Raw genomic sequence first — 25,939 nt, forward strand, 5'->3', positions numbered from 1 at the left:
GACAAGGGCGCCTATCTGACACACGGGTTCAACTACCCAAAGTCTGGTCGGCGTCACCCTGCCTGACCGTTGCCACCTCCACATTATCCGGCGATGGCGCGGTAGATTCAATATACGAGGTCTGACACCCGTTTTTTTTTAACGCATCAGCAGGGTGCGCAGGCCGCTGGCGCGCTGGGTGCGCTGGCCGATGGCGTCGAGCAGGACCTGGCCGTTCGGCGTCAGCAGCGTGAAGTGCTCGCGCGCGCGCGTGATGCCGGTGTAGATCAGCTCGCGCGCCAGCATGCCGCCGCCGTCTTTCGGCAGCACCATCGCGGTGTGCGAAAATTCGGAGCCCTGGGATTTGTGCACCGTCATCGCAAACGCGGTCTCGACGTTGCGCAACCTGGTGGCCAGCACGCTGCGCACCGTATCGCCTTCCGAGAAGTACACCCGCAATGCGCCCGCGCGCGCCGGGTCGGGCAAGGTCAGGCCGATGTCGCCGTTGAACACGCCGGTCGCGTAGTCGTTGCGCGTGACCATGACCGGACGGCCAATGTACCATTCGCCGCTTCGCTTTAGCAGGCCGGCCGCTTGCAACCGTTGTTCGATCACCTCGTTGAGGCCGGACACGCCCCACTCGCCCTCCCGCACCGCGCACAGGATGCGGAAGCTTTCGAAAGCTTTCAGCACCGATTTCACCCATGTCAGACGCGCCTCTTCGTCGCTCTCCACCGGCGGATTTTTGACCAGCTGCAAATACTGGCGATAGCCGTCCAGGGCCAGTTGCAGCAGATCCTGCGCCTGCGCCAGGTCGGTCCAGGCGACTTTACCATCCTGCCCTTCGCGCAGCACTTGCACCGCCGCCGCCGCGTCGCCGGCGTTGACCGCCTGCGCCAGCGCGCCGATCGGCCCGCCAAAGCGACGGCTTTCACGCAGCATCACCGTCTGCTGCGCGATCGGACCACCATGGCCCGCGTAGTGATCGGGAATCTGCTGGCCGGTGCTGGCTTGCACGTATAACAGGGTTTCCGGCTGATACCCGCCTTGCTCGGCGTTGTGACACAGGTCGCCCAGCACCGCGCCCGCCTCCACCGACGCCAACTGGTCCTTGTCGCCGAGCAGAATCAGTGTGGCCGTGTCCGGCAGCGCGGCCAGCAGCGCCGACATCATTTCCAGGTGAATCATCGACGCCTCGTCGACAATGAGCACGTCCACGTCCAGCTGGTTGCCTGCGTTGTACTGGAAGGCGCGCGTGTCCGGACGCGCGCCCAGCAAACTGTGCAGCGTGCGCGCCGCGCCCATGCGGGCGGCCAGTTCGCGCAGCGGCAGCTCGTCGCCGACCTTAACGGCCAGCTCGTCCAGCGCGCTATCGATGGATTGCTTCAGACGCGCCGCCGCCTTGCCGGTCGGCGCCGCCAGCGCCACGCGCAGGCCGGACTGTTGGTCGCCGGCGGTGGCAAACAGCAAGGCCAGCAATCTGGCCACGGTATAAGTTTTGCCGGTGCCCGGACCGCCGGTGATAATGCCCAGCTTGCCGCGCATGGCCACCGCGCACGCGACCTTCTGCCAGTCCACACCACCGCCGCGCGCGGCGTGCGGGAACAGAATGTCCAGCCAGCGGCGGATGTCCTCGGTCTGCGCCTCGGCGTCCAGCGGCAGCACGCCACCCAGCGCGCGGCCGCGCACGGCGCTGGCGACATGGGTTTCATCGCGCCAGTAGCGGCGCAGGTACAAGCGCTCGCCGTCCAGCACCAGCGGCTGATTATGGTCGGTGCTGTGCGCCGCCCACACTTGCGCGCAGTCGAGCAGCAGCTCGCGCCACGCGGAAGTGTTCTGCGGCCAGTCGCCGACAGTGGCGCGCAGGTCACCCCATGGGTCGTCGCTCCAGCCCAGCAGCGCGGCCGGATCGGCGTTCAGTTCATCCAGCATCAGGCAGCTATGGCCACGGCCTTCCAGTTCCGACAGCAGCACGCAGGCGATCATCAGCTGCGGCGAGCTGTCACCCACCGAGGCGATGAAGCGCGCAAAGGCGCCACTCAGGCGACGCAGTTGGCCGGCTTCGGTCAGCGCATCGACTTGCGTGAAAAATGCGTTATTCATTGCTTGCACCCAGCAGGCGATCCAGCCCGTCCAGCAGTTCGGCATCCGGCGCGATCCAGTAGCAGCCGCGCGTTTGCGCGTTGCCTATCCCGCGCAGGAACATGAAGATGGCGCCGCCCAGTTGTTCGGCCGGATCGTAGGCGTCACCGAGGCGGCTGCGCAGCAGCCGGTGCAGCGCCAGCATGTAGATCGCCCCCTGAATGTCGTAGCGATGTTCGGCCATGGCGGCGATCAGCGCCGGTTCTTGGTAGGCGGCGTCACCACCGCCCAGCGCATTCGACTTGTAGTCGAGTATCCAGTAGCGTCCTTGGTGCTCGAACACCAGATCGCAGAAGCCTTTCAGCATGCCGTGCAGTTCGCGCTCCGGCAGCGCGGGACGCGGCGCGCCACCCAGCAGGTGCGTGGCGCACAGTTGGTCCAGCGCGCCGGTCACCAGACGCTCGCTCGGGAACCAGAACTCCATCTCCGGCAGCGGCGAGGCGATGTCCTTCAACGGCGCATTCAGGTGCGGCAGCGGCGTCGCGGGGATTTTGCGCAGCCACGCCAGCGTGTCGTCAAAGTGATTTCCCCAGCCGTCACGCTCGACACGCCGCTTAAGCGACAATTCAAAATGTTCGCGCTCAACCATCGCAAAGCCCTCCTGTCCCATCCACTCCAGTTGCTCATGCAGGAAGTTGCCAGGCCGGGAACCACGCGGGAAGCGATGCCACGGCGCGTCCTCGACGCGGGTCGTCACGGCGATGGCCGGCTGGTCGCCGTCCTCCAGCAGTTTTTCCTGCAAGGCGTCGCGCGGCACCAGGCCGGCGGCGCTAACGGTGCCGGTGGGCCCGGTGCGGCGCGCCAGCGAGGTGAAACTGCCGACCGACCAGTCACGCTCAAAGTGACCGGTGTAGTGCTGCGGCGCCAGCAACGGCGGGCGGTATTCGAGGCGGCTCAGGCGTGTGAGCGGCTGTGCGTTCATCTCCAGCGTGGCGATGCGGATATCGCCGCAGTCCTTGCAGACATGCTGCCAGCGTTCCAGCATCAATTCCGACGGCAGCGGCGCGCCGCCGGTCAGCAGATAGCCCAGCGCCGATTCGTGCAGCGTGTTGTCGCCAGCCTTGCGCGCCGATAGCGCGGTCACGCCCAGCCACAGAAAATGGCGCGCGCGCGTCAGCGCCACGTACATCAGCCGCAGGTCCTCTTGCAGGCGCGCCTTTTCCACCAGATCCAGCGCGGCGTCGGTCAGCGCCATGTCGATCTGGCGCACACCATCGTCGTCGCTGAATTCAAAAAAGCTGCGATTGCGCCGCTCGACCTTGCGCGCGGTGACGGCGAACGGCAGGTACACCAACGGATACTCCAACCCCTTGGACTTGTGGACCGTGACCACCTTCACCAGTTCCGCATCGCTCTCCAGCCGCAGCACGCGCTCGTCGCCGGCGCCCTCGCCGCCTTCGATCTGCTCGGCGAGCCAGCGTATCAGCGCCTGTTCGCCATCCAGCTGGCGGCTGGCCGATTGCAGCAGCTCCGCCAGATGCAGCAGATTGGTCAGGCGCCGCTCGCCGCCAACCTGTTGCAACAGCGCCGCCGGCAATCGCAGCTCATGGACGAAGCGGCGCAACATCGCCAGCACGCCCTGGCGCTGCCAGATGAGATGCAGCGCCTTCAGTTGTTCGACACGCTCCTCCCAAGCCAGTTCATCCGACGACAGGCGCGCCAGTTCGGCCAGCGGCAGGCCGGCGGTACGGGTGGCAAACGCCGCCCGCGCCAGCGCGCCGTCCAGCGGATTGGCGACGGCCGACAGCCAGCGCAGCACGTCGGCCGCTTCCTCACTGTCGGTTACCGAGTCCTTGTCCGACAGGTACACGCTCGGCACACCGCGCCGCTGCAACGCGCGGCGGATGGCCGATGCCTCCTTGCGGTCGCGCACCAGCACCGCGATATCGGCGGGCTTGAGGCGCTCGAAGGCATCGCCCTGGAATCCGGCACGCTCGTCGTTCAGGCGCGCCACGATGTCTTCCGCGCAGTGGTGGGCGAAGAATTCGCGGTAGCTGTCGGCCTTCAGGTCCTGCGCGGCGCTACAGGCCAGCACCAGCGCCGGCGTATGGCCGCTGGCATCAACCATGTGTTCCTTGCGGCCCTTGGCATCGACCGCTTCGAATGGCAACGGATTTTCGCGCGTCTTCGGATTGCGGAAGCGGAAGGCGCCACGCGCGAAGCCTTCGACTTCGCCGCCGCCTTCGGCGTTGAGGAACAGATGATTGACCGCGTCCACCACCGGCTTGGTCGAACGGTAGTTGGTGCCCAGTTGATAGTGCCGACCTGCCGTGGCACGGCGCGCGGACAGGTAGCTGTGGATGTCGGCGCCACGGAAGCCGTAGATCGACTGTTTCGGATCGCCGATCAGGAACAACCCCGTTTCCGGGTCGTTGTCGGCCACGCGGTACAGCGCGTTGAAGATCTGGTACTGGTTCGGCGCCGTGTCCTGGAATTCATCGACCAGCGCCACCGGATATTGATCGGTGATGCGCTTGCGCAGCGCGGCGCCGTTTTCACCTTGCAGCGCGGCGTTCAACCGGTCCAGCATGTCGGCAAAACCGAATTGGCGGCTGCGTTTTTTGAGCTCGGCCATGCGCCCCGCCACGGCGGCGGCGGCGTGGCGGTACAGCGCGTGCGATAGCGGCGCCATTTCCGCCAACGCGAATTTGAGCGGCAGCGTGGCCTCGAAGTCGTCCGGCATGGCGGTGCTGAAGTTCTTGGCGAAAGCGTCTTCCACGCCTTCGGTTGTGAGGCGGTTCCATGCCGTGTCCGAAATATCCGGCTTGAAGCTGACCGGGTTCTGCGCCCATTCTCGCAGGCCGTTGAACCAGGCAATCAGCGAGTCGGCCCGCATCTTGTTACCGTTGAGGCATTTGGGATCGACGGCACGCAGCTGTGCGATCCACTGCTCCATGCGGTTGGCGCGTTCGTACCAGCCGGCCTTCAGCTCTGCGAGTTGCGCCTGCTGCTCGCGCTGCACATTGGCGATCAACACGCCCAGCGGCTCGCCGCCGGCATCGCCGATGATATCGGCGCGCTTGACCAGTTCGCGGATCGAGCGTTTCAGCGCTGCCACGTCGCTCCAGCAGGACAGCAGCGCTTCCAGCGAATCGGCGTTCAGCGGGTAGACTTGCTGGCGCCAGTAATCGTGGGCCGCGTCCTCGAACAGCGCCTGCTCGTCGCTAACCAGCTCTTCGTCAAACAGGCTGCCGCTGTCGAAAGCGTGCTCGCGCAGCATGCGCTGGCACCAGGCGTCGATGGTAAAGATGGCCGCTTCGTCCATCGTTTCCGCCGCCAGTTGCAGCCGGTGCGCGGCTTGCTGCTGCGCCGCGTGGTCCGGGTAGGATTCGAGGATCTGGTCGAGATACTCGTCCGGCTTGGCGTGCGGCGCCGGCTCGCGGAAGTACGCGGCCGCTTCCACCAGCCGTTCGCGCACACGGTTGGACAGCTCGCGCGTGGCGGCGCGGGTGAAGGTCATCACCAGAATATCGGCCGGCAGCAACGGGCGTTGGTAGCCATTGTCGCCGCCGTGGCCCAGCACCAGCCGCACGTACAGCGCGGCGATGGTCCAGGTTTTGCCGGTGCCGGCGCTGGCCTCGATCAGGCGCGAGCCGTGCAGCGGAAAAGTCAGTGGTGCGAGTTGCTTGCTTACGTTGCTCATGCCGCGTCCTCGCCTTCGATCTGGGCGACCGTGATGCATTGATCCATCCAGTCCGCCAGCGGTCCATACAGCGCCATCGACACGTCATGGAAGTCCGCTTCGGCGCTCAGCGCGGCGAAGTCCGGCCACACGCGCCTGAGACACAGGTCGTGGTTTTCGCCGTTGGCATCGAAACCGCCGTCGTACACCGCGCGCGGATCGCCTTCGCGCACCAGCGCCAGCGCGGTCTTGCAGGCGGTTGGCAGCGGACGGTTCATGCCGTCGCGCCACAGGCAGACCAGCTCACGCAAGGCTTCCTGCGCCTGCGCCGGGTCCAGCGGCTGCATGGTGACGATGGCGTCGCGCGCGACCAGGTGGCCGGTGACCTGCATGCCGGTGGCCGATATCGCCAGCTGGCGCAGCCAGGCCGCGATCAGCTTGTCGCCGCGCGGCTTGCCCTGCTTGTCGGCGACGCGCGACGACATCTGCGCCAGCCAGACGGTTTCGTTGCCGTTGGTGCGCAGCTGGTCGATCCAGTCGTCCAGCGGCACGCCGGCCAGCACCAGATTCAGCGCGACCTTCGGCGCCGGCAGACTGTAATGCTGGCGCAGCGTGAGCCAGGCGCAGCGCACCGGCACCAGCGCGTCCACCAGCTTGTCCTGGTACTGCTGGCCGATCAGGCCAATCGGCAGCTTGCCTTCGCGGGCCAGCCGCTCGGCGCGCTGCGTCAGTTTGTCGTAGACCTCTTCGATCAGTTCCGGCGTTTCGGCGTCGTCCAGCAGCGTATCTTCCAGCACGTAGCGCTGCAGCGCGTCGAGCGAGAACGGTTCTTCGTCCTCGCCCACCAGCGCGGCCTCGCCGAACATCACGCCGAGACGCTGACGGAAGAAGAAACGCACCGGCTGACGGACGAAGTTGTGCAGGCTGGCCAGCTTGAGACGGTATTTGTCGTCGATGTCGAACGGCGGCAGCTCGGCGGCGGCCGTGGCCTCGTCTTCCATGCCGTGCGCCTCGCGCCATTCGCGCGCGTAGGTCAGCAGGCCGCCGGCCTCGAAATAGCGGCGGCTGAAGGGCTGCAGCGCGTGTTCGGTGGTGCGCGCGTGCAGGTCCAGCTGCCAGCCGCCGACCAGATAATCGCGCAGCTGCGACACCAGCACCGATGGCGGCTGCTCGCTGTTGTCGCGCACATTGCGCCCCACCCAGCTGATATACAGCTTGTCGCGCGCGGCCAGCACGGCTTCCAGCATCAGGTAGCGGTCATCATCGCGGCGCGAGCGGTCGCCGGGACGCGACATACCGGGCAGCGCCAGCAAGTCAAAGTCGGCCTTCGGCGCGCGGCGCGGAAAGTCGCCGTCATTCATGCCGAGCAGGCAAACCACGCGGAACGGTACCGCGCGCATCGGCATCAGCGTGCAGAAAGTCACGCCGCCGGAGACGAATTGGTGGTTCAGCGTCGGTTCATCCATCAAGCCTAGCCAGGCTTCGCGCAGCACCGCCAGCGGTACCGCTTCGTCGTAGCGGGCGCCGTCACAGGTGTCCAGCCATTTATTCAGGGCGTCGTTCAGTTGCGACAGCGTGAGGCGGTCGCTCTCCTCGCTGGATTTGAAGAAGGCCGCCAGCAGCGCGCGCGCCTGCACGCCCCATTCGGCCGGCGTGCGCGGCTCGGCCAGCACGGCGCGCCAGTGCAGCAGCGCTTCGACCAGTTGCGCCAGCGAGCCGGCCAGCGCGGCATCCAGACCGCCGACTTCGGCGTAAGGTTCGATGCCGGCGTAACTGCCGGCATCACCGCTGGCATAGCCGAGCAGCATGCGCCGCACGCCGAAGATCCAGGCATTCTGCTCGCCGGCGGGGCCGAGACCGAGGCCGCTGCGGTGCTGCTGGTCGAGGCCCCAGCGCACGCCGGAACCTTCGATCCACAAGCCCAGTGTCGGCAAGTGCTCTTCGCGCAGGCCGAAACGGCCGGCCAGCGCCGGCACGTCGAGCAGATCGCGCACCTCGCTCTGGCGGCAGCGCTGTTGCGGCAACCGCAGCAACCATTCCAGCGCCACCAGCAGCGGGTTGACGCTGCGGTCATTGACGTCGCCGATCTCGAACGGGATGTAGCGGGCGTCGCTGCGGCGATGCTGCGCGAAGACGGCGTGAATGGCGGCCGAGAAGGTGTCGATGTCCGGCACCATCACCACCACGTCGCGGGGTCGTAGCGGGCGGTCGCTGTGCTCCGCCTCGGCGAACATTTTCAGTAATTGGTCGTGCAGCACTTCCACTTCGCGCTGCACGCTGTGGGTGACGTGGAATTCGATCGAGCGGTCGTCTTCCGGCGGCGGAATTTGCGGATGTTCGGACAGCGGCAGCAGTTCGCGCACGGCGGCCTGCACCTGCGTCAGCAAGGTGTCACCCTCGCCTTCGCTGAACAAGTCGACCCGCAGCGGCGCCGATTCAGCGGGGTAGGCTTGCGCGGTCTCGTCGAATTCGTCCAGCATGCGCACGAAGTCGCGGCCTTGCCGCCCCCAGCTGGCCAGCAGCGGATGGCTGTGGGCGTGCAGTTCTTCCAGCGGAATCTGGCCCAGGTCCCGGCCATTGCGCGGTTGCTGGCGGCGGTGCGCGCTGCGCAGCAGGTCGCGCCCTTCGATAATGTCGCCCCAGTAGTATTGGCAAGGATTCGGCACCGCCAGCAGCACCTGCGTATAGCCGGCGATGGCGGCCAGCGCCTGCAAGGTCTGGAACGGCAGCGCGGACACGCCGAAGATCACCACGCGGCGCGGCAGGCTGTCCTTCGGTTCTTGGCCGGCGGCGCAGGCGCGTACGAATTCGGTGTGGACGGTGGCGCGCCCCAGTCCTCGCTGATGCTCCTCAACGTCGGCGATGACGGCGCGCCATAACTGGCCTTGCCAGCGCTGATCGTCCGGCAGCGGCGTGGTGTCGCCGCGCGCGCTGCGCAATTGGTCGCTGCCGGCCGCCCAGTCTTCCAGCCAGTCGGCGCGATACACCTGGTATTGGTCGAACAAGTCGGCCAGCCGCTCGGCCAGTTGCAGGCGGCGCTCCGCCTCGCCGTCGGCGAGGAAGTGGCGCAGCGGCGCGAACGCCGGATCGGCCAGCAGCGTCGGCAAGAGACGCATCAGGCGCCAGGTCAGCGGAACTTTGTCAAACGGCGCGTTACGCGGCACGCGCTCGCTCCCCAGCAAACCGCGATAGGCCCGCACCCACAGGAAGCGGGCCGGCAACTCCACGCGCGAGGCGGCGCAGATGCCGACTTCCTCGGCCAGCGCGATCTTCAGCCATTCGGCCACGCCGTTCGACTGCACCAGGAAGATTTCCGACTCCAGTGCCCCGAGCGGGTGGTTGCGCAGCCATTGGAAAACGGCGGCGCGCAACTGTTCCATTTGATTGCCGTGCAAAATCAGCAGGCCGGGGGTGATGCCAGGGTGCATAGAGCTCTTTAATGGGTTCGACCCCGTATTATCGCTCTAGCTCGGGGCGTATGCCAGCAGTTCCTGTTCGATATGCTGCTCCAGCACGGCGAACATCGCGTGCAGTTCCTGGATCAGACGGCTGGCGTTGCCGGTGTCGGCATCGTGGCGCACCTGTTCGAGCGCGTAGCACAGGTTACCGAACCGCATGGCGCCAACAGCACGGGCAGCCGACTTGATGCGGTGCCCCACTTCCGCCAGATGCGCCAGGTCCTCCATCGCCAGCGCTTCATCCATTTCGGCCAGGCCGTCGCGCGCGGAGGACAGGAACAGCAGCGCATACTTGCGCATTTTTTCGGCCTTGCCGTCGAAGGTCTGGGCCAGCGTATCGACATCGAACAGCGCCACCGGCGCCTCGGCGTCCGCCGCGATGGCGACCATGGGCGGCGCCGAGGGTGCCGGTTGGCGTGGCACGAACACCGGCGGCGTTGGCAGCACGGCCGCCCCCTCCGGCAACGAGAAATACGACGGCGGTGGCGGCGCCGGCCTGCGCGGCGGCTCGCTGGCGCGCGCCCTCTGGCTCATCCACTTGGACAGCATGTTGAACAACAGCTTGGGCGCAATCGGCTTGGTCACAAATTCGTCCATGCCGGCGTCCAGGCAGCGCTGCTGATCGTCGCGTCCCGCATTGGCGGTCATGGCGATGATCAGCGTGGCCGCCAGCCTGGGGTGGGCGCGGATCAGGCGCGTGGCCTCGTAGCCGTCCATCACCGGCATTTGCACGTCCATCAGCACGCAGTCGAAACGCTCCTTGAGCAGCAGGTCGATGGCCTCTTTGCCGTTGTTGGCCACGCAAACGGTGGCGCCGGCGTCCTCCAGCAGCTCGCGCCCCACCTGCTGGCTGAAGATATTGTCCTCCACCAGCAGGATGGCGGCGCCGCGTATGCTGTCCAGCACGTTCTGCCGCACCGCTTCGCCGTTCGGCGCGAGGAGACCCACGCCCTGCGCCAGCCGCGCGGTGAACCAGAAGGTGCTGCCCTCGCCCGGCGTACTGTCGACACCCACGCCGCCGCCCATCAATTCGGCCAATTGCTTGCTGATGACCAGTCCCAGGCCGGTGCCGCCGTAGCGGCGCGTGGTGGAGGTGTCGGCCTGATGGAAGGACTGGAACAGTTGCGCCACCTGCTCCGGCGTCATGCCGATGCCCTGGTCGATCACTTCAAACCGAACCAGAATATGGTCGTCGCGCTCCTCCACCGGCCGGGCGCGGACAATCACCTTGCCGCGGTCCGAGAACTTGATGGCGTTGCTGACGAAGTTCAGCAACACCTGCTCCAGCCGCAGCGGATCGCCGCGCAGTTGATGCGACAGGCCGGGGCAGATTTCATATACCAGCTGCAGCCCGCGCGTCTGCGCGCTCTCGCTCAACTGGCCGGAGATATTGGCCAGCAGGGCGTCGAGCGTGAAGTCCAGCACCTCAAGATCCATCTTGCCGGCTTCGATCTTGGAGAAGTCGAGTATGTCGTTGATGATGCCCAGCAGATGCTGACCGGAGTGGTAAATCTTCTGCAAATAATCGCGCTGCTTCGGATGCCTGACGGATTTCAGCGCCAGGTGCGCCATGCCGATGATGGAGTTCATCGGCGTGCGGATCTCGTGGCTCATATTGGACAGGAAGTCGCTCTTGGCCTGGCTGGCGGCATCGGCCTCGTCCTTCAGCTTGTGCAGCGCCGTGACATCGGTGGCCAGGCCGATCACCGCCAGCGCGCCGCCGCCCAGCTCCACCGGCACCCGGACCGTCCACAGATGCTGCACCGCGCCGCCGCTATTGGTGAACTGCGTTTCGCCGGTGCGCTTGACGCCATCGGCGAACACCGGCCGTTCCAGCACCCAGGCGGCATCGGCGTCGACGGTCGGCATCAGCTCGCGATCCAGCTTGCCAATGATGTCGCTGACCGGGCGACCGAGCGATTCGGCCATGCGAGCATTCACGTATACGAAGCGGCGGTTCTGATCCTTCATGTAGACGTGGGCATCGACGTGGTTGAGCACCGTGTCGAGCAGCACGCGCTGCTTGATGGCGCGCCGGCGCGACGTGTACAGCACGAACAGGTAACTGTACAACAGCGCCGTGCCGGCAAAACCGGTCAGCGCGGCGATCCATGGAAAAAACAGGTCGAAGCGGGTCAGCAGCACATCGCGGCGGACCTGTAACTGCGCCTTCCACAAGCTGCCATTGAAGTCGATCGGCAGCACCGTTTCCAGATAGTCCGCGCGCTGGGCGGACGGCAGCGGCGTGGCGGTCAGCTCGCCGGTGTCGTTGAACAGCAGGCGATCGGTGCTCTCGATCACCAGGCGGCGCTGGTCGACGCTGGCGCTGCCGTCGGCGTAGAGCCGCAGGTGCACCTCGCGCATGGCCATTTCGTCGATGGCGCTCTGTATCAGCTTGGGGACGCTGAAACCCGCGCCGACCGAACCGGCATAGGCGGCGCGCCGCTCGGCGACGGTGGTCAGCGGCATGCCATTGCGATACACCGGAAAACGCACGCCCAGACCGTAATGCGGCGTTGGCAATGGTACGACGATAGGCTGGCCGGAGGAGGCGACATTGCCGCTGTCACGCGACCGATCCAACATGCTGGCGATGGCGGGATCAGCGGCGATGTCGATGCCGTGGAGCCCATCGACCATCGGTTCAAGATAGGTCAGCACCGCGTAATGCGCGCGGCGGCCGGGAGGCTGGATGTCGAACTGGGGGTAGCCGTCGCCGCGCACGCCGGCGACAAAGGTATCGCGTTCGGCGTCGCTGATGGACGGCGCCCAGCTCAGCACTTCAATCGCCGGGAAATGGCGCGGAATCTCCAGGCTGGCGACATACTGGCCAAATTGCTGGCGCGAGATGTGGCTGGAGGTCTGAAACAGCGCGGCCAGACCGCGCGTGAGGTCGGAATAGGACTTGATGCGCGCGGAGATGCTGAACTGGGTGCTGCGGGCCAGGTTCTCGAAACGCTGGTCGGCATCATCGTCGACGGTCCGCAAGGCGGCGCTGTAGAGCAGCACCCCGGCGCTGGTGGCCAGCAGGCATCCCACACCCCAAAACAGCAGGCGAGGTCCGCGCATCGTTCCTTTTGTACCGGAAATATTTGGCATCAGAGCAGCATACTATTAATGCCGTGCGGGAACCAGAGAAACAATTGGAGAGATTTAAGTTTGTGGATTGCATTTTAAACGGAACCCTTTACAGCAAGGGTCGCTCTAAATGATGAGACTGTTTCACGGAGGCGATCATGCGCGTATTTTTCACCACAGTCCTGCTGGGTTGGATGGTGCTGGAGCCGGCCCATGCAATCGACGAGCACGCGGAGTTTGATACCGTATTGCAAGTACCGTTTCAGTCAGACAGCGCCGGGCAGCGGCGTGTAGTGATGCGCTTCTCACCGCCGGATAATCATCGGCATCTGTTGCGCTGGCGGCTGGAGCTATTGCCGCGCCATGATGAAACGGTGGTGCGGAGCTGGCGCGGCGAACGTATGCTCGACGGCGAGGCGGCCGAGGTCAGCAAGATCTGGCGGGCGGCGGTGCCGGACGGCGTCTACAGAATGCGCTTGCGCGCCGGACTTGACGATGGAACGGAGGTCGAACAAGAGTGGCCGGTGGCGGTCGGCGCGCACAGGCCGCCGCCGGCAATGCTTGCGCCAGCCCAGCCTCTTGCGGACACCGACAGGCGGCAGACGACCGGCTACGATGTCTATCTGGGCAACCTGCACAGCCAGACCAACCACAGCGATGGCGGCGGAGCACTCGACCAATGCGACGGCGCACAAGCGCCGCAGTCCGGCGCCTACGGTCCTGCCGACGCCTATGCGTATGCCGCACAGCACGGCCTGGACTTTCTGATGACATCCGAACACAATCACATGTACGACGGTTCCGACGGCACCAGAGCGGACGCGAACGCCAACACCGCGCGCGCCCTGTTCCACGACGGCCTGCGCCTGGCGGAGCAATGGAACGCGGGGGCCAACCAGCTGCTGGCGATCTACGGCCAGGAATGGGGCACCATCAGCAAGGGTGGCCACATCAATATCCTCAACGCCGGCGCCCTGCTCGGCTGGGAACGCAACGCGACGGGCGAACTGCTGGCCGACGAGGAAGTCCCGAAGAACGACTACGCCAGCCTCTACACGCTGATGGCCGGGCGAGGCTGGTTCGGCCAATTCAACCATCCGCAAAAAGACCAGTTCGTCGCCGACGGCAAACCGCTGGCCTGGACCGAAGACGGCGACGCCAACATGCTGCTCTGCGAGGTCATGAACAGCAGCGCCTACTCCACCAACACCAGCGAAACCGAAACGCGGCGCAGCAATTTCGAATCCACCTGCAACGCTCTGCTGGAAGCCGGCTACCATCTGGCGTTCAGCAGCAATCAGGACAATCACTGCGCCAACTGGGGCGCCGCCTATTCCAACCGCACGGCGGTGCTTTTGCCGCGCAATACGCCGCTGACCCGAAACAGCCTGCTGGAAGCGCTGCAAGCCCGCCGCGTCTACGCCACCATGGACAAGCAGGCGCAACTGATCTTCACCGCCAACGGCCACATGATGGGCGCACGCATCACCAACGCCGGCAAAGTCACACTGCGGCTACGCTACACCAGCGGCAGCGGCCGCGAACCGGTGGCGGTCGCGATCTTCCACGGCGTTCCCGGCCGAAATGGCAAGGTTGCCACACTAGCAAGCACACAACAACGCACCATCACGCCGTTACCAGGAGAACACTTCTATTACGCCAGAGTGACGCAGGACGACGGCAAAATGCTGTGGAGCGCGCCCATTTGGGTGACACAGAAAACACGCTGAGTCGCTTGCAATCGTGCGCATTAAAAAATTTATTTCCGATAATATTTTTTGGAACGAAATGGTGGAATAATAATCACTCTCAAACCGCTACCATCGACCAGCCGCCGTGTAGACTCCCAAAGCACTCATCGTCAATGACGAGCAGACCATCCTGTTTTCCCTGGAAAACTTGCTACCCAATATCAACTCAACTTCCCTCCTGAGCAACGAGGAATAGGCAATGAACAATATGACCGACCTGGGCGAACAGCTGGACGCGAAAATTCTGCTGTCCACGCTGGTGGCGCTGAAAAAAGGCGATTTTTCAGTGCGCATGCCATCCGACTGGATCGGCATGGCCGGCAAGATCGCCGACACGCTGAACGACATCATCGACACCAAGGCGCGCATGGTGCGCGAGGTGACAGAGGTCAGCCGCGTGGTGGGTCACGAAGGCCGGCTGACCCAGCGCGCCGAGATGACCAACACCAGCGGCGGCTGGGCCACCATTCTCAGTTCCGTCAATACGCTGATCGACGATCTGGTGCGCCCCACATCGGAAATGGCACGCGTGATCGGCGCGGTGGCGAAGGGCGACCTGTCGCAAACCATGGCGCTGGAGGTGGACGGCCACCCGCTGAAGGGCCAGTACCTGCGGGCGGCGATGACCGCCAATACCATGGTGGAGCAGCTGTCGTCGTTCTCGTCCGAGGTAACGCGGGTGGCGCGCGAGGTGGGCACCGAAGGGAAACTGGGCGGCCAGGCGCAGGTGAAAGGCGTGGCCGGCACGTGGAAAGACTTGACCGACTCGGTGAACTCCATGGCGGGCAACCTGACCTCGCAGGTGCGTAACATCGCCGAGGTGACGACGGCGGTGGCGAATGGCGACTTGTCGAAAAAGATCACGGTGGACGTGCGCGGCGAGATTCTGCAACTGAAGGACACCATCAACGTGATGGTGGACCAGTTGCGCTCCTTCGCCTCCGAGGTAACGCGGGTGGCGCGCGAAGTCGGCACCGAAGGTAAGCTGGGCGGCCAGGCGTATGTGCCGGGCGTCGGCGGCACCTGGAAGGACTTGACCGACAACGTGAACTTCATGGCCTCCAACTTGACGGGCCAGGTACGTAACATCGCGGCGGTGACAACGGCGGTGGCGAACGGCGACCTGTCGAAAAAGATCACCGTGGACGTCAAGGGCGAGATTCTGGAACTGAAGAACACCATCAACGTGATGGTGGACCAGTTGTCCTCCTTCGCCTCCGAGGTAACGCGGGTGGCGCGCGAGGTCGGCACCGAAGGTAAGCTGGGCGGCCAGGCGCAGGTGAAAGGCGTGGCCGGTACCTGGAAGGACTTGACCGACTCGGTCAACTCGATGGCGGGTAATCTGACAGGCCAGGTGCGTAACATCGCCGACGTGACCACGGCCGTGGCCAACGGTGACTTGTCGAAGAAAATCACGGTGGACGTCAAAGGCGAGATTCTGGAGCTGAAAAATACCATCAACGTGATGGTGGACCAGTTGAACTCCTTCGCCTCCGAAGTAACGCGCGTGGCGCGCGAGGTGGGCACCGAGGGTAAGCTGGGCGGCCAGGCCAACGTGCCTGGCGTCGCCGGCACCTGGAAGGACTTGACCGACGGCGTGAACTCGATGGCGGGCAACTTGACGGGCCAGGTGCGTAACATCGCCGACGTGACCACCGCCGTGGCCAATGGCGACCTGTCGAAAAAAATCACGGTGGACGTCAAAGGCGAGATTCTTGAGTTGAAAAACACCATCAACGTGATGGTGGACCAGTTGTCCTCCTTCGCCTCCGAAGTAACGCGGGTGGCGCGCGAGGTCGGCACCGAAGGTAAGCTGGGCGGCCAGGCTTATGTACCGGGCGTTGGCGGTACCTGGAAGGACTTGACCGACAACGTCAACTTCATGGCATCCAACCTGACGGGCCAGGTGCGTAACATCGCGGCGGTGACGACGGCGGTGGCGCGTGGTGACCTGTCGAAGAAAATCACGGTGGACGTCAAGGGTGAGATTCTTGAACTGAAAGACACCATCAACGTGATGGTGGACCAGCTGTCCTCCTTCGCCTCCGAGGTGACGCGCGTGGCGCGCGAGGTCGGTACCGAAGGTAAGCTGGGCGGCCAGGCGAATGTGTCCGGCGTGGCCGGCACCTGGAAGGACTTGACCGAGAACGTCAACCAGTTGGCGGCCAACCTGACCAACCAGGTGCGCGCGATTGCGGAGGTGGCGACGGCGGTGACACGCGGCGACTTGTCGCGCTCCATTCAAGTGGAAGCGCGCGGCGAGGTGTCCTACTTGAAGGACAACATCAATGAGATGATCCGTAACCTGAAGGACACCACGCTGAAGAACGCGCAGCAGGATTGGCTGAAGACCAATCTGGCGCGCTTCACGCGACTGCTGCAAGGCCAGCGCGACTTGCAGGCGGTGACCAAGCTGATTCTGTCCGAACTGGCCCCGCTGGTGTCGGCGCACCACGGCGTGTTCTACATGATGGACTCGCAGGAGTCGGACGCGCGCCTGCGCATGATCGCCAGCTACGGCTACCGTTCCAGCCGCAAGCTGCCGACCTCCTTCCTGCCGGGCGAAGGGCTGGTGGGCCAGTGCGCGCTAGAGAAGGTGCGCATCTGGCTGACCGACGTGCCACGCGATTACATCGTGGTGTCGTCCGGCCTGGGCGCGGCGCCGCCGACCAATATCGTGGTGTTGCCGATTCTGTTCGAGCAGCAGGTGAAAGCGGTGATCGAGATCGCGTCGCTGGACCGCTTCACCGAAACCCACCTGTCCTTCCTCGACCAGTTGATGGAATCGATCGGCGTGGTGCTGAACACCATTGAGGCGAACAGCCGTACCGAATCGCTGTTGACGCAATCGCAGTCGCTGGCGCAGGAACTGCAGCAGACCAACCAGGAGCTGGCGGAAAAGGCGCGCCTGCTGTCCGAGCAGAATATCGAGGTGGAACGCAAGAACCGCGAGGTGGAACAAGCGAAGCTGGCGCTGGAAGAGAAAGCCACGCAGCTGGCCCTGTCCTCCAAGTACAAATCCGAGTTCCTGGCGAATATGTCGCACGAGTTGCGCACGCCGCTGAATTCGCTGCTGATCCTGGCGCAGCAACTGGGCGACAACCCGGACGGCAACCTGTCCGGCAAGCAGGTGGAATTCGCCAAGACCATCCACGGCTCCGGCTCCGACCTTCTGACGCTGATCAACGACATTCTGGACCTGTCGAAGATCGAATCCGGCACGGTCACGCTGGACGTCTCGGAGTACCGCTTCCAGAATCTGCGCAATTACGTGGATCGCACTTTCCGCCACATGGCCGAGGCCAAGCATCTTGGCTTCTCGGTGGAGCTGAAGGACAATCTGCCGACGGCCATGATGACCGACACCACGCGCTTGCAGCAGGTGTTGAAAAACCTGCTGTCCAATGCGTTCAAGTTCACCACGCACGGCCATGTTTCGCTGGTCATCAGCGTGGTGAAGAGCGGTTTCACCAGCGACCACCCGAACCTGCTGCATGCGGACGCGGTCATGTCGTTCGCGGTCAGCGACACCGGGGTCGGCATCGCCGCGGACAAGCTGCAACTGATCTTCGAGGCGTTCCAGCAGGCCGACGGCTCCACCGCCCGCAAGTACGGCGGCACGGGCCTGGGTCTGTCGATTTCGCGCGAGCTGGCGCGCCTGCTGGGTGGCGAGATTCGCGTCGAATCGGTGGTCGGCAATGGGTCGACGTTCACGCTGTTCCTGCCGTACAACCGCGCTGGCTTCATCAACTACGACACGGTGCGCGCGCCGCAGGTACGCCTGCCGCTGCCAACGCCGCAGGTGGTGTACGTGCCGCCGGCGCCGGCCGAAACCGCGCCGTTGGACCACGGCGACAGCGAGCTGGATGCGGATCTGGACGAATACAGCGGCAGCGACGACCGGGGTTTGGTGGCGCCGGGAGATCCGTCCGTGCTGATCATCGAGGACGACGAACGCTTCTCGCAGGTGGTGCTGGGCTTTGCGCGCGAGAAGAACTTCAAGGGCATCGTCACCATGCACGGCGACTCGGCACTGAGCCTGGCGCGAGATTATCTGCCGTCGGCGATCCTGCTGGATCTGGATCTGCCGGATATCGACGGCTTCACGGTGCTGGACCGCCTGAAGCGCGATCCGAGCACGCGGCATATTCCGGTGCATGTGATGTCATCGCTGCGCGAGCGGGAACGCGCACTGCGGCTCGGCGCCATCTCGTACTTGAATAAACCGGTCAGCAAGAAGGCCTTGCAGGAAGAGTTTTCGCGGATTCAGAAGTTCCTGCTGGGCGGGAAGCGCAGCCTGCTGGTGGTGGATGACGAGCCGGCGCAGCGCGAAAACATCATCGCGCTGATCGGCGATGCGGATATCCATATCGTGGCGGTGGATACCGGCCAGGCGGCGCTGGATGCCCTGCGCGAGCAGCATTTCGATTGCATGGTGCTGGACCTGACGCTGCCCGATATCAGCGGCTTCGATCTGCTGGATATCATCGGCAAGGATGAAGCCCTGCGCGATCTGCCGGTGGTGATCAACACGGCCAAGGATCTGGACCGCAAGGAAGTGGCCAAGCTGAAACGCTACGCCAAGACGATCGTAATCAAGGATGCCCGTTCGCCGGAGCGGCTGCTCGATGAGACGGCGCTGTTCCTGCACCGTTCGCAGGCCAGTCTGCCGGAGGCGCAGCGGCGCATGCTGGAGGAAATCCATGCGGCCGAAGGCGGGCTGGCGGGACGCAAGGTGCTGATCGTCGATGATGACTTGCGCAATATCTTCGCGCTGTCGTCGCTGCTGGAGCGGCAGCAGATGCAGGTGTCGTTCGCCGAAAATGGCCGCGATGGCATCGAGGTGCTGGAGCGCGATCCGACCATCGAGATCGTCCTGATGGACATCATGATGCCGGAGATGGACGGCTACGACACGATGCGGGCGATCCGTCGCATCCCGAAATTCAAGTCGCTGCCGATTATCACGCTGACGGCAAAGGCGATGAAGGGTGACCGCGACAAGTGCATCGCGGCCGGGGCGTCGGACTACATCACCAAGCCGGTGAATGTTGCGCAACTGCTGTCGCTGATGCGCGTGTGGCTGCACTGATGTCGCCGGTCGAGGAGCTTGAACTGGAGCTGCTGCTGGAGGCGCTGTTCCAGTTCCATGGCTACGATTTCCGTGGCTACGAGCGCGCCGCCGTCCTGCGCAAGGTGCATGTATTGCGCGCGGAGCTGGAACTGCCTACCATCTCGGCCCTGCAATCACATATCCTGCACAACGAGGACGCATACAACGCGCTGCTGCGCGCGCTGTATCTGGTTCCGGCCCGGATGTTCGACGATGCGCGGGAAGCGTCGATGCTGCGGCTGTCGCTGGGGCCTTGCCTGCATGGCGCCGCGCTGCCGCGCATCTGGATCGCCGATTGCGCGGGCGCGCAGCAGGCTTGGACGCTGGCGATTCTGCTCGAACAGGAACAACTGGCGGCCCGCACCGAAATCTATGCCACCGTCAACAGCGACACCATGCTGGCCGAGATCCGCCAGGCCAGCCTGCCGATGGCGCAATGGAGCGAACTGCAACAGAACTACATCCGCAGCGGCGGCACCGGCGAGCTATCGGACTACTTTGATGTCAGCGCCGATGGCACGCAAGCGGTACTCAAGCCGCATCTGGCCAGCCGCATCACTTGGGCGCAGTACAACCTGGTGACGGATGCCTCCTTCAACGAATTCCATATGATACTGGGACAGCGCGCCCTGCCCGACCTGGGCCCTGTGCTACGCAGGCGCGTGCTACAGCTATTTGACGATAGCCTGGCGCCCTTCGGCACGCTTGCACTGGACCGCGACTTCGACAGCCACGATCCGCTGGCGCGCCGCTACAAGCCTATCCTGACGCATCAGCCCTGGTACAAACGCGCCGCCTAAGCTATCCAGCGAATTCCAGGCTAGGCCGCTCGGCAATACGATCACGCCAGGCCTGAAGGTGCGCCAATCCCTCACTCCCCGGCTTAAACCGCATCAACCCACGCGCAAACTCCAGTGCGCAAAACGCCGTAATATCCGCGATGGTAAATCGCTGTCCGGCCACAAAAGGCTGCGCCGCCAGTACCTGATCCAGCCAGCGCGCCGTCTCGCGCATCTTCGCACCCTGCGCCGCGCCGTAATCGGGAAACTGCGGCTGCTCCAATGCCGCCAAGCCCGGATGCGTATGCCGCACACAGTTGGCAATCCCATAAAACAGATGCAGCTCAACGCGGCGATCCGTCATCTCGATGAAGGCGCGTTCGTCATAGCCCTCCCCCATCAAATTCGGTTCCGGCGCATAGCCTTCGAGCCACGAGCAGATGGCCCGCGTCTCGCACAGGATGCGGCCATCGTCCAATTCCAGCGCCGGCACGCGGCCAAAAGGATTTCGCGCCAGATAATCAGCGCTGCGATGCTGGCCGGCGCCCAGATCGATCTGCACCTGCTCGATCCCCTCAATGCCCTTCTCGGCGATGAACATGGTGACACGGCGCGGATTGGGCGCGCGGGCGGAGGTATAGAGCTTCATCGCGATTGCCCCGTTTCCAGCATGGTGCGGACGGTGGTGGGATCGGCGCGCTCCGCGCGTGGCGGCATGATGATCCCGCGCTGTACCGCCGGCCGCGCCGCGATCGCCGCCAGCCAGCGCCGCAAATGCGGCAAGTCGTCCACCGTCACGCCGGACCAGTCATGCGTATGCACCCATGCCCAGTTGGCGATGTCAGCGATCGAATAATCGCCGGCCAGGTATTCGTTGTTGGCCAGATGCGCATCCAGCACACGGAACAGGCGCTTGCTCTCGCCCTGATAACGGTCGATGGCCGGCTGGATCTTTTCGGGGAAATAGCGATGGAACACATTGGCCTGCCCCATCATCGGGCCAACGCCGCCCATCTGGAACATCAGCCATTGCAGTACCCGCGAGCGGCCCTTGGCATCGGCGGGCATCAACTCGCCGGTCTTCTCGGCCAGGTAGATCAGGATGGCGCCGGATTCAAACACCGCAAAATTATCTTCCGCGCGGTCGACGATGGCGGGAATGCGGCCGTTCGGGTTAATCGCCAGGAACCACGGCTGTTTCTGCTCGCCGGCCTGCAAATCCAGCGCGTGCAGCGTGTAGACCAGTTCCAGCTCTTCCAGCGCGATGGAGACTTTGTGGCCGTTCGGTGTGGCGGCCGTGTACAAATCGATCATGTCTGTGCCTTATCAGGAAAGTAAGCGTAGCTGAATCATAATCCCAATTGGCATTTGACAGCGCCCGGTGTTCGCCGTAGATTGCTCGCTTGCCCAAAAGGCCCAAATTCAAAGGAAGAACATGCAACGCAGTTTGATTTCGCTCGCCGTCACGGCGCTGCTGGGATTGTCCGCCGGCGCCCCTGTACTGGTTGTCGCCGCTCCCGCCGCCAAGGCCGCGCAGGCCACCACCCAGCTCCCGCGCAGCGCCGTCCCGACGCACTACGCCGTGTCGCTGACGCCGGACGCCGCCAACAGCAAATTCAGCGCCAGCGTGACGATTTCGCTCGATGTCAAACAAGCCACCACCTGCCTGACGCTGCAAGCGGCCGACCTCACCTTCGGCGCTGTCGCTATCAGCGCCGGGCCGGGCAAGACGCCGCAGCAGGCCAGCAAGATCGACGTCGACGCGGACAAGCAGACCGCGACTTTCCACTTCGCCCAGGCGCTCAAGCCGGGCAGCTACCAGCTCAAACTCGACTACACCGGCATCATCGGCACCCAGGCCTCCGGCCTGTTCTCGCTGGACTACGACAACGGCGGCGCGAAGAAGCGCGCGCTGTACACGCAGTTCGAAAACTCGGATGCGCGGCGCATGATTCCATCCTGGGACGAGCCATTCTACAAGGCCACCTTCGCGCTGGAAGCAACCATCCCGGCCGGCCAGATGGCGGTGTCCAACATGCCGGTCACCTCCAACACCAAACTGGCCGATGGCCGTGAACTGGTGCGCTTCGCCACCTCGCCAAAGATGTCAACCTATCTGCTGTTCTTTGGCCTGGGCGAATTTGACCGCGCCACCTCGGTGGTCGACGGCGTGGAGCTGGGCGTGATCACGCAAAAGGGGTCGCTGAGCCAGGCGCAATTCGCACTGGACTCGTCGCGCGCTGTGCTGAAGGAGTACAACGACTACTTCGGCGTCAAATATCCGTTGCCCAAGCTGGACAACATCGCCGCGCCGGGCCGCAGCCAGTTCTTCAGCGCGATGGAGAACTGGGGTGCGATCTTCACCTTTGAAAACTCCATACTGCTCGACCCGCGCGTGGCCACGCAGTCGGACAAGGAAGTGTCGTTCCTGGTGGCCGCGCACGAGATGGCGCACCAGTGGTTCGGCGATCTGGTCACCATGGCGTGGTGGGACGACCTGTGGCTGAACGAAGGCTTCGCATCGTGGATGGAATCGCGCACCACCACCCGCCTGCATCCGGAATGGCACTGGGAACTGCGCGCGGTTGACACGCGCGAAGGCGCCATGGAGCGCGATGCGCTGGCCACCACCCACCCGGTGGTGCAGCGCATCGCCACGGTGGAGCAAGCCAGCCAGGCGTTCGACAGCATCACCTACAGCAAGGGCGAGGCGGTGATCCGCATGCTGGAGAGCTATGTCGGCGAGGACGCGTGGCGCGCCGGCGTGCGCAGCTACATCGCCAAGCATGCATATGGCAACACGGTGTCCAACGATTTGTGGCGCGAGATCGAGAAGGCGGCGCACAAGCCGGTCACCGCGATTGCGCATGACTTCACGCTGAAGCCGGGCGTGCCGCTGATCCGCGTGTCGGACGCGGTGTGCAAGAACGGCAAGAGCACCATTCAGCTGACGCAGGGTGAGTTCAGCAAGGACCAGCAGAACAAAAAGCCGCTGAACTGGCGCGTGCCGGTCATCGCGCAGACGGTGGGTGGCGCCACTGTGCGCACGGTGGTCGGCGGCGGCAAGGCCAGCATGACGTTGCCGGGCTGCGGCGCGGTGCTGGTCAACGCCGGCCAAAGCGGCTATTACCGCACGCTGTATGCGCCGAAGGCGTTCGGCGCGCTGGCCGGCAACTTTGCCAACATGCCGGCCATCGATCAACTGGGCCTGCTGGCCGACAGCTGGGAGCTGGGCCTGGCCGGCCATATGCCGGCATCGGGCTTCATGGACCTGGCCAACAACGCGCCGGTGGACGCGGTGCCGCAGGTATGGGAGCGCATCGCCGGCGTGCTGGCCGGCCTGCACGACAGCTACGAAGGCAAGCCGGAACAGCAGGCGGCGCTGGACCGGTTTGCGCGGGCGCGTCTGGCGCCGGTATTCGCGCGCATCGGCTGGACCGCAGTGAAGGATGAAGCGGCGCCGGTGGCGAATCTGCGCGAGACGCTGATACATGCGCTGGGTGAAGTCGGCGATCCGGCGGTGATCGCGGAGGCGCGCCGCCGTTACGCGGCATCGGCCACCGACAACGAGGCCATGCCGGCCGCGCTGCGCCGCGCTATCCTCGGCGTGGTCGCGTCGCACGCGGATGCGGCGACGTGGGAGCAATTGCGCACCACCGCCAAGACCGAGCAATCGAGCATGATCAAGGCCGAGCTGTATGATTTGCTGGGCGCCGCCAACGACAAGGCGCTGGCGCAGCGCGCGCTGGACCTGGCGCTGACCGATGAGCCGGGAGCGACGGCGGGGGCGTCGATCATCCGCCATGTGGCGAGCAATCATCCGGATATGGCGTTTGACTTTGCGCTGGCCAAGCGCGCGCAGGTCGACAAGATTGTCGATGGCGCGTCGCGCAGCCGTTACTTCCCGGGGCTGGGCGGACGCTCGGCCGATCCGGCGATGATCGGCAAGCTGCGCGCTTATGCCAAGCAGTACCTGCCGGCCGACGCGCAGGGCGATACGAAGACGGCGATTGCCTCGGTCCAGTATCGCATCAAGGTGCGCGCGCAGCGTCTGCCGCAGATCGACGCGTGGCTGCGGGATCACGCTCAACACGGCGGCTAAGCAAAAAAAAACCAGCATCATCGTGAGATGGTGCTGGTTACAAAACGCTCGAGAGCGTGGGGATGTTCGGGTGTTCGCCGGCTATGGTGTCGTCTGAACGGTATTTGTGCCGGGCTTTAACGGTCCGGCAACCGGGCGCTTGGAGTAGCCTTGCGCTATGGGTGCTACTTTGCCATTGATCGGCAAGGACAGGCTTAGGAGTTCATTAAGGTTAAACTTAAGGATTCTTAAGCAAGAGTGATTGGTGCCGGTGTTTCAGGCCACCGGCCAGCCTGCTGAGCTATGCGCCGTGTACGTCCGCGCCGTCCTGGGTGCGGGGCCAATTGGTGCATGCTGTCGTCAGCGGATGCAATAATATTTGGACAATATGACAGCGAAATGACGCACACAAACTTTACCTACCTATTTGCGGCACTGCTGTCGTTGAGCGCTTGTTCGCAACTGCCACCACCGGCCGCGGAGCCGGTGCAGGCCAAGGCGCCGGCCAAGCCCGCTCCGGCCCCGCCAAAGCAAAAGCCAGTGCAAAAAACAACGCCAACGCCAACGCTACCGGCCGGCGCCGGCCCGGTGCTGCGGATCGACAGCGCGCAATCACTGATCGCCGTCACCGTGCGACGCGGCGGCATGCTGGCGCGTCTCGGGCACGATCACGTGGTGGCCAGCCACACGGTGACCGGCACCGTTTCACCATCGCGCAACATCGCCGATTTCACGTTCCGTCTCGATGAGATGAAAGTCGATGAAGCGGACCTGCGGCAGATTGCAGGCCTGGACAAGCAACCATCGGCGGACGCCATCGACGGCACGCGCTACAACATGCTGAATAAAGTGCTGGACGCCGAGCGCTATCCGCTGGTGCGGGTGCATGCGGAGCGCATCGCGGCTGGCCAGCCGCTGCAAGTGACCATCACGCTGCACGGTGTCACGCGCTCGATGGCGATTCCGGCCGAGCTGCGCGAGGCACAAGGCGTCATCAACGTCAAAGGCACGGTCAACCTGAAGCAAACCGATTTCGGACTGACACCCTTCTCCGTCATGGGCGGCGCCATGTCCGTGCAAGACCAGATGGAACTGCGCTTCGATCTGACCGCCAGATAAAAAAAGGCCCGCTGCAAAGGCGCGGGCCGAAGGGTTTCAAATCGGGAGAGACTTGAAAGAGCAAGGACAGTATCTCAGCGCCGCATGACGCCCTGATGACATTGCGCCCGCCCGAAAAAATTCTTTCAGCGGGCGATGATCAGGCGCAGACCAAGACCGACGAAAATGGCGCCGGCCACACGGTCCATCCACTTGGCCGCGCTCGGCGTGCGGTTGATCCAGGCGCCCACCGCGCCGGAGAAATAGCCCAGCAATCCAAACAGCACCACCGCCTGCAACGTGAACAACAGGCCCAGTTGTGCCGTCTGCCACCCGGCGTCGCCACGCTCGGCCACCACGAACTGCGGCAGGAAAGACAGGAAGAACAGCACCACCTTCGGGTTGATCGTATTGGCGAACAAGCCTTTGCTGAACAATTTACCCAAACTCTCATCCGGCAAGCCCGCGCCCTCCACGCGCGCGCCGCCGCGGCTGCGCAAGGCGCCGATACCGAGCCAGATCAGGTAGGCGCCGCCCAGCAGCTTCAACCCGCCAAACGCCAGCGGCGAAGCCTTGATCAGCGCCCCCACGCCAAACGCCGCCAGCAGCGTGTGACTCAGGCAGCCCAACGCGCAACCCAGGCCAAACACCATGCCCTGGCGGCGTCCACGCGACATGCCGACACTGAGCACCATCAGATTATCCGGCCCCGGTGACACGGTAATCAGCAGCGCCGTGCTAAGAAATCCTATGAACTGTTCTGGCGAGATAAGCAAGATGTTTTCCTTATGCGCAAAGCCGCCATGATACCAAACCGCCAAGTTCTCGTTTAAAATGG

Annotated in this window: 12 protein-coding genes; 5 read left to right on the forward strand and 7 right to left on the reverse strand. The window is 64.3% G+C overall.

Annotated features, from left to right (window positions below):
* Positions 1–138: 138 nt before the first annotated feature.
* The 4 genes from recD to GTP44_RS22510 are packed head-to-tail and all read right to left on the reverse strand — an operon-like array spanning position 139 to position 12,270.
* On the reverse strand, positions 139–2,082 hold the full coding sequence (recD, locus tag GTP44_RS22495; RefSeq protein WP_161021174.1) for an exodeoxyribonuclease V subunit alpha: 1,944 nt from the start codon (positions 2,080–2,082) through the stop codon (positions 139–141).
* The gene (recB, locus tag GTP44_RS22500; RefSeq protein ID WP_161021175.1) at positions 2,075–5,764 is read right to left on the reverse strand and encodes an exodeoxyribonuclease V subunit beta; all 3,690 of its coding nucleotides are present in this window, start codon (positions 5,762–5,764) and stop codon (positions 2,075–2,077) included. Before recB ends, recD begins: the two co-directional genes overlap by 8 nt.
* Positions 5,761–9,171 (reverse strand): exodeoxyribonuclease V subunit gamma, encoded by a 3,411-nt coding sequence (gene recC / locus GTP44_RS22505; RefSeq protein ID WP_161021176.1) that lies wholly within the window; start codon positions 9,169–9,171, stop codon positions 5,761–5,763. Before recC ends, recB begins: the two co-directional genes overlap by 4 nt.
* Before the next feature lie 36 nt (positions 9,172–9,207).
* Positions 9,208–12,270 (reverse strand): CHASE domain-containing hybrid sensor histidine kinase/response regulator family protein, encoded by a 3,063-nt coding sequence (locus GTP44_RS22510; RefSeq protein ID WP_229257037.1) that lies wholly within the window; start codon positions 12,268–12,270, stop codon positions 9,208–9,210.
* Positions 12,271–12,437: 167 nt separating this feature from the next.
* Between GTP44_RS22510 and GTP44_RS22515 the strand changes: the two genes are divergently transcribed.
* From GTP44_RS22515 to GTP44_RS22525, 3 genes are all read left to right on the forward strand, one after another.
* Positions 12,438–14,009, forward strand: coding sequence for a CehA/McbA family metallohydrolase (locus GTP44_RS22515; protein WP_161021178.1), 1,572 nt, complete (start codon positions 12,438–12,440; stop codon positions 14,007–14,009).
* 220 nt (positions 14,010–14,229) lie between these two features.
* Complete coding sequence (locus GTP44_RS22520; RefSeq protein WP_161021179.1) at positions 14,230–19,122, forward strand: hybrid sensor histidine kinase/response regulator; 4,893 nt, start codon at positions 14,230–14,232, stop codon at positions 19,120–19,122.
* On the forward strand, positions 19,110–19,943 hold the full coding sequence (locus tag GTP44_RS22525; RefSeq protein WP_371867303.1) for a CheR family methyltransferase: 834 nt from the start codon (positions 19,110–19,112) through the stop codon (positions 19,941–19,943). The genes GTP44_RS22520 and GTP44_RS22525 overlap by 13 nt, the downstream gene beginning before the upstream one ends.
* A 1-nt stretch (position 19,944) precedes the next feature.
* Here the strand turns inward: GTP44_RS22525 and GTP44_RS22530 are convergent, their stop codons facing one another.
* Together GTP44_RS22530 and GTP44_RS22535 are read right to left on the reverse strand one after the other, a co-directional pair.
* A complete protein-coding gene (locus tag GTP44_RS22530; RefSeq protein ID WP_160990094.1) occupies positions 19,945–20,571 on the reverse strand; it encodes a glutathione S-transferase family protein in 627 nt (208 codons plus the stop codon).
* Positions 20,568–21,236, reverse strand: a complete 669-nt coding sequence (locus GTP44_RS22535; RefSeq protein WP_161021180.1) for a glutathione S-transferase family protein — start codon at positions 21,234–21,236, stop codon at positions 20,568–20,570. The genes GTP44_RS22530 and GTP44_RS22535 overlap by 4 nt, the downstream gene beginning before the upstream one ends.
* A 121-nt stretch (positions 21,237–21,357) precedes the next feature.
* Here GTP44_RS22535 and GTP44_RS22540 point away from each other — a divergent pair, with 121 nt between their 5' ends.
* Entirely contained in the window at positions 21,358–24,024 is a 2,667-nt protein-coding gene (locus GTP44_RS22540) for a M1 family metallopeptidase (protein ID WP_161021181.1), read from the forward strand.
* 378 nt (positions 24,025–24,402) lie between these two features.
* Positions 24,403–25,122 (forward strand): YceI family protein, encoded by a 720-nt coding sequence (locus GTP44_RS22545; protein ID WP_161021182.1) that lies wholly within the window; start codon positions 24,403–24,405, stop codon positions 25,120–25,122.
* A 125-nt stretch (positions 25,123–25,247) separates the two neighbouring features.
* Here the strand turns inward: GTP44_RS22545 and GTP44_RS22550 are convergent, their stop codons facing one another.
* Positions 25,248–25,877, reverse strand: a complete 630-nt coding sequence (locus GTP44_RS22550; RefSeq protein WP_161021183.1) for a LysE family translocator — start codon at positions 25,875–25,877, stop codon at positions 25,248–25,250.
* Positions 25,878–25,939 lie beyond the last annotated feature (62 nt).

The organism is Duganella lactea (genome assembly GCF_009857505.1).
Taxonomy (GTDB): domain Bacteria; phylum Pseudomonadota; class Gammaproteobacteria; order Burkholderiales; family Burkholderiaceae_D; genus Rugamonas; species Rugamonas lactea.